The sequence below is a fragment of the uncultured Virgibacillus sp. genome, assembly GCF_947495635.1.
Lineage (GTDB): Bacteria > Bacillota > Bacilli > Bacillales > Amphibacillaceae > Virgibacillus > Virgibacillus salarius.
The window spans coordinates 1-5765 of the sequence record NZ_CANMAB010000154.1 but is presented as its reverse complement, the minus strand read 5'-3'; the positions used below and the strand labels follow the sequence as shown (position 1 = coordinate 5765).

Here is a 5765-nt window from a genome sequence, read left to right as displayed (position 1 = left end):
TAATAGCTACTAGAGGAAGCGTAAATCTGAGCATTTAGTGATAAGGACTGAGCGAATTTTGCTCCGTTTTTCTTAGGGGTTTGTTTAAGAGCTTATCAAACAAATTAGAACAATAAAAGCCGAATAAATTCGATCGTTTGCTAGGGTGGTTACTTGGTTACTCCCAACGTTTCGAATTTTTCCGGCTTTTCCTTTGTCCTAGCTGCATTTGATCAATCGTAAAATAATCTATATCTTAATGGCTCGGTTGTTTTAAGCTTAACCTACCATCTGTAATGTTATAAACTTTATCACAGTAATCAATTAAGCGTGTATCATGCGTTACTACAATCGTTGTTTTGTCGTTTTTCGTGGTCGCTTCCTTTAACATCTCCATTACTTCAAAGGCGCGATCTGAATCAAGGGAAGCAGTCGGTTCGTCTGCAAGAATAATACTTGGATCTGTATACAATGCTTTTGCAATCGCAACACGCTGTCTTTCTCCTCCCGATAAATCAGAAGGAAAGCTGTTTAAGAGATCTTCGATTCCTAAGGATTGATAGAGCTCTTTCAGCTTCTCTGCAGATAAGTTATGCTTTTTCACTTTATCTAACAGTTGCATTTGCTGACTTACTGTTAAGAATGGCACTAGATTTGAAGCTTGTAAAACAAAGCCAATTTCACGTAAGCGGATGGCTGAACGTTTTTTCTCCTTTAGGCTGGTAATATCCATTTCATTAATAATAACCTTTCCGTTTGTAGGTGTTTGTAAGCCGCCAGCAATAGTTAAAAAGGTGCTTTTACCTGAACCGGATGGGCCAATTACCGCGATTAACTCTCCTTTTTCTGCTTGGAAATTTGTAGGTTTTAATGCTTCTATTTCTGTGTGACCTGAGCCAAAAAATTTATTTACCTGGTTCATCTCAAGAATAGCCATGTCTTACCCTCCAATCGCCTTTAGCGGGTCTATTTTAACAATCGTTTGTATTGAAAATAAAGCACCTAACACGGATACAAATATAAGTACAATGCCATATACCAGCAGGTCAAGATAATTAAATGCTACTGGAACAGCTGCAGGTAAGAAGAAGCCTGTAATCATTGTGAGAATAAAGCCGATAATTACTCCAGCAATAGCTAATAAGAATGTTTGAGCTATAACAGAGCGTGCTAAATAACTGCTTGAAATCCCTTGGGCTTTCATCACACCAAAGATACTGACCTTTTGAATCGTTAATACGTATAAGAAAATAGCCAGTACGACTGCTGAAATTATAAACAAGAAATAAATCATAAATGTTAACGTTAAGTTTTGTTCCGAATAGCCAGGTAGATTTTCGATAAATGTTGTCGTATCTACCACTTGTAATTCATCCGGTACTTCTATATCAGACAGATTATCGGTACGTAGTATGAAGGCATTTATTCGATCTTCATAGTTTTCTGCGGCTTTGCCATAACGAACCTTTTGTAATGTATACAAATCGGTATAAAGAACTGGTGCTGCATTAAATTTTGCATTATTTGTAAAGCCGACGATCGTTAAATCTTCTTCCGTAGAAGAAAGACTTAGTTTGTCACCAAGCTTAAATCCTTCATCTTTTAAAGATTCATTGGCAATAACTTCTCCTTCCTTAGCAAAGGCATCGCCTTCAATGACATTTGGCATAATAAACTCTTCTTTATCAATGCCAAAAATAGAAACATTAGATTTATGATCATCCGAAGTAGCAATGGAATTAATCTGTGCAAGGCTAGCGTATTCATCCACACCTTCACCATTATAATCATCTAAGGTCAAACTAGACTGAGGTAAATTAATATCGGATTCCTCTGTTAATATCACGCCTTGGCCATCCCATTTATCTACCGCTTCTTTATTCATATTTTCTAATCCATTTGCTAATCCTGATAAAAAGAAGACAAGATAGGATACAAGCATTAATACACCAACAATTAAAGTGAAACGTAATTTGTTATTCTTGATCTCATTCCATGCTAAAAACATCGTTTCTCCTCCTGAATAAGACGGTTTAATGAATCATTCTTAGATAATCCTCTATTCTATAATAGTATAGGAATGTAGGATTTAAGCAAAGCGGATACACTTGAATAGCTATAAAAGGATTTTATTTGAGCTGCATAGAATATGTATATTAGATTATGGTTACTTCGATGTCGAATTCTTTAAAAAGGAGTGCATGTGAAGATGTATGAACTAAAGACAAAAGAAAATGATGGTAGTGTTATCGAATTTATTGAACAAGTAGCGAGTCCAAGAAAAAAGGAAGATGCCTACAGGCTATTAGATATTTTTACAGAAGTAACAGGTTATCCTGCAAAAATGTGGGGAACAAGTATTGTTGGTTTTGGGTCCTACCATTATAAATATAAGAGTGGACATGAAGGTGATGCAATGCTTGCTGGCTTTTCACCAAGAAAGGCTAAATTTAGTCTATATTTCGCTACCGGAGACGAAGAGCGAGAGATATTATTGCAGAAACTTGGAAAACATACGAGTGGGAAAGCATGTGTCTATATTAACAAGCTATCAGATATTGATATTGACGTATTGAAGCAATTAATTCATCAATCTGTTGTTTTTTTAAAGGAAAGATATACTTTAAATGGATAAGCGTTAAAAAACAAAACGAGCATTTCGAAAGCCGACTATTCATTTTTTCTTAATCGCAATCTGAAACAACTATACTGAAAGCATTCTACGGGGGATGCTTTTTTCTTCGTTTAGCTGAAACTATTTCTTCGATAGGATCGTCAAACGAACAAGCAAACAACAGCAATGGATGAGGGGGGAATTATGGAACGAGAAAAAGAAAGGGTATTAGAGGAAGTCATGATTATGTATGGAGATGAATTGGTCCGACTTGCATTTCATTATGTGAAAAATGTAGAGACAGCAAAGGATATTGTCCAATCTACGTTTATTAAATGTTATCAGCATTTGGATTCCTTTCGCTATAAGTCTTCACTAAAAACATGGCTGTATCGGATAACGATCAATGGCTGCAAGGATTATTTGAAAAGCTGGCATCATCGAAAGGTGCAGGCAGTTCAACTTATTCAGGATGTCGCAGGCGCTATCTTTTCATCCGTAGAAGATAATGTTATTCAGAAAGAAGCAAAGGAGGAACTGCAGCAGGTAGTTTATACGTTACCAACTATCTATCGTGAAGTTATTTACTTGTACTATTATCAATCTTTTCAAATTGAAGAAATTGCTGACATGATGGAATTGAACACAAGTACAGTAAAAACAAGGTTGAAAAGAGCTAGACAACGATTGAAAACTAAATTGGAGGTGAACTATCATGGGTAAAAAAGAGAGAGAATACATTTCGTTTATCGAGAATGAATCGTTAACATTCACAGAAGCAGATCGTCAACAGACATTACAGCAGATTCATACAGCAAAGAAAAAACGGAAACGAACGTCTACGTCTTATATCGGTCCTACGATTGCCACTATGCTGATCGTGATCTTAGCAATTGGAGTAATAATGCCTTCACTTTATACGAAGGACAATCAAGCAGTATCTACTGACGTAAAAAACACATTTTCTGTGTTAATATTGGCGGAAGAATCTCATCGATCTGTATTTCAGCTGGTACTTACATATAATTCTGCAATGGAAAGTATAAAACTAGTTCCAATACCTCGAGATGCCTATGCAACCATTATTGATGCACATAATGACAATATGCGGAAGGATAAAATTGCGAATGCAATGGCTTATAATCAAGAGATCGAACCCGTGATAGCAACCTTCGAAAATTATTTCGATGTTCCGATCGATTACTATGCTGTCATTTCAACAGAATTTCTAAAGGATTGGGTTGAAACGGATAAGCACAGGAGTACTACCAAAATGGTTTGGGATAAAATTAACTATAAGGAAAATAGTAGTAAATTGGTAGAACAATTGACAGAACAAATTGAATCAACAAATTTATCATCTGCGAAGTTAGACAAGATAAGAGATGGTATTCATTCCTTTTCCATTGAGACAAAGGATATAACGATTAAAAAGAAAAAAATAACAGTGGATGGGATTTATTATGAAAAAATAGATGAGGGTGTATTGAATCAGATTTCAAATGAATTAAACGAGCATTTAAATGAAAAATAATAAACGATTATTTAGCTCATCCTAGGTAGTGTGCTATTTTTATTCAGCATATAACTGGCAGTAATACCCCGACTTCAAGCAATAGAGAGAGAAACCAAAATCGGTAAGAGAGGGATCGACTGCCAGTAAATGTCCGATTGGTTCAAAGGCTTTTAGGTCATACCCATGTGGTACTAATCATCCGTTGGGTATAAACAACCCTCCCACGGATGGTAGTTTCACTATATGAATGAAGTTTAGTTAATGGACAAGTAGAAGGAAACGTGGTATATTTATATTTAATTAAAGATATCTTAATTAAAAGTATTAAACCAGTTAGTAAATGAGGAGGTAATGACATGCAAGGATTAAAGGGAATACATCATGTTACAGCGATTACGAGCAGTGCAGAAAAAAATTACGAGTTTTTCACATATGTTCTTGGCATGCGTTTAGTGAAGAAAACAGTTAATCAGGATGATATTCAGACATACCATCTATTTTTCGCTGATGATAACGGGAATCCAGGTACAGATATGACCTTCTTTGATTTTCCCGGCATTCCAAAAGGGTCACATGGAACGAATGAGATCTACAAAACATCCTTCCGAGTTCCATCAGACGCAGCATTAGATTATTGGGTGCAACGCTTTGAGCGTTTAGAAGTTAAGCATACAGGTATTAAGGAGCAATTTGGCAAAAAGTCTCTATCCTTTGTGGATTTCGATGATCAACAATATCAATTAATCTCTGATGAAGCTAATGAAGGTGTTGATTCCGGTATTCCTTGGAAAAAAGGACCGATTCCATTAGAATATGCAATCACAGGTTTAGGACCAATCTTTGTTCGTATTGCTAACTTCGATTACTTTAAAGAAATGATGGAGAACGTGCTACAGTTTAAAGAGATTGATCAAGAAGGATCATTTCACCTGTTTGAAGTTGGGCAAGGTGGTAATGGTGCACAGGTTGTAGTGGAATATAATCCAGTGCTACCTAATGCACGGCAGGGTTTTGGTACAGTGCATCATGCCGCATTCCGTGTAGAAGACCGAAACGTTTTAGAGGATTGGATTAACCGTATGGAGAATTTTGGGTTTCAAACATCAGGGTATGTCAACCGCCATTTCTTTGAATCCTTATATGTCCGGGTAGCTCCACAAATTCTATTTGAATTTGCAACAGATGGACCAGGGTTTATGGGTGATGAGCCTTATGAAACTTTAGGAGAAAGCTTATCACTTCCACCGTTTCTTGAACCAAATCGAGCAGAGATAGAGGAAATGGTTCGTCCAATTGATACGATAAGAAGTACGATTACGTTTACAAAAGAATAAACAAGAGGAGAGTGTTTTCTTACCCGCACAACGGGAGGATACACTCTTTTTTCACTGTCTAGGAAATTACAAAATTAGCCATGTGGTTAAATAGGGTGCGTGTTTGAGCCACATCCAGCTCCAGCGCCTAGAAACTAGGCGACTTCATGAATCGCCTGACGATAAGTCAGCATCGGCTCGCAAGCTCACCGTGATCCCTTAATCTCCGTTTTCTCGCTCCAGTCGCTACGCTTCTAATCAGGCGTTTGCGCTTTTGTTCTAAGTTAAGAAAGTATAAAATCAGTGCAATGACTGCGTTAAGCCAAGTAGTTATTTTGAAATG

General features: G+C 36.7%; 6 protein-coding genes. 4 read left to right on the top strand and 2 right to left on the bottom strand.

The window, feature by feature from the left end; genetic code table 11:
- Positions 1-235: 235 nt before the first annotated feature.
- Both Q1A47_RS19700 and Q1A47_RS19695 read right to left on the bottom strand, forming a co-directional pair.
- On the bottom strand, positions 236-916 hold the full coding sequence (locus Q1A47_RS19700) for an ABC transporter ATP-binding protein (RefSeq protein WP_121604058.1): 681 nt from the start codon (positions 914-916) through the stop codon (positions 236-238).
- A gap of 3 nt (positions 917-919) precedes the next feature.
- Positions 920-1987, bottom strand: a complete 1068-nt coding sequence (locus Q1A47_RS19695) for an ABC transporter permease (protein ID WP_026680420.1) — start codon at positions 1985-1987, stop codon at positions 920-922.
- Between the two features lie 201 nt (positions 1988-2188).
- Between Q1A47_RS19695 and Q1A47_RS19690 the strand changes: the two genes are divergently transcribed.
- The 4 genes from Q1A47_RS19690 (at position 2189) to Q1A47_RS19675 (ending at position 5443) form a co-directional block, all read left to right on the top strand.
- Entirely contained in the window at positions 2189-2614 is a 426-nt protein-coding gene (locus tag Q1A47_RS19690; protein ID WP_034678681.1) for a DUF1801 domain-containing protein, read from the top strand.
- A gap of 183 nt (positions 2615-2797) precedes the next feature.
- The gene (locus Q1A47_RS19685) at positions 2798-3316 is read left to right on the top strand and encodes a sigma-70 family RNA polymerase sigma factor (protein ID WP_246484536.1); all 519 of its coding nucleotides are present in this window, start codon (positions 2798-2800) and stop codon (positions 3314-3316) included.
- Complete coding sequence (locus tag Q1A47_RS19680; protein ID WP_166529927.1) at positions 3309-4127, top strand: LCP family protein; 819 nt, start codon at positions 3309-3311, stop codon at positions 4125-4127. Before Q1A47_RS19685 ends, Q1A47_RS19680 begins: the two co-directional genes overlap by 8 nt.
- 338 nt (positions 4128-4465) lie before the next feature.
- Positions 4466-5443: a ring-cleaving dioxygenase gene (locus Q1A47_RS19675; RefSeq protein WP_166529928.1), complete on the top strand. Its 978-nt coding sequence runs from the start codon at positions 4466-4468 to the stop codon at positions 5441-5443.
- The last annotated feature ends 322 nt before the right edge of the window (positions 5444-5765 follow it).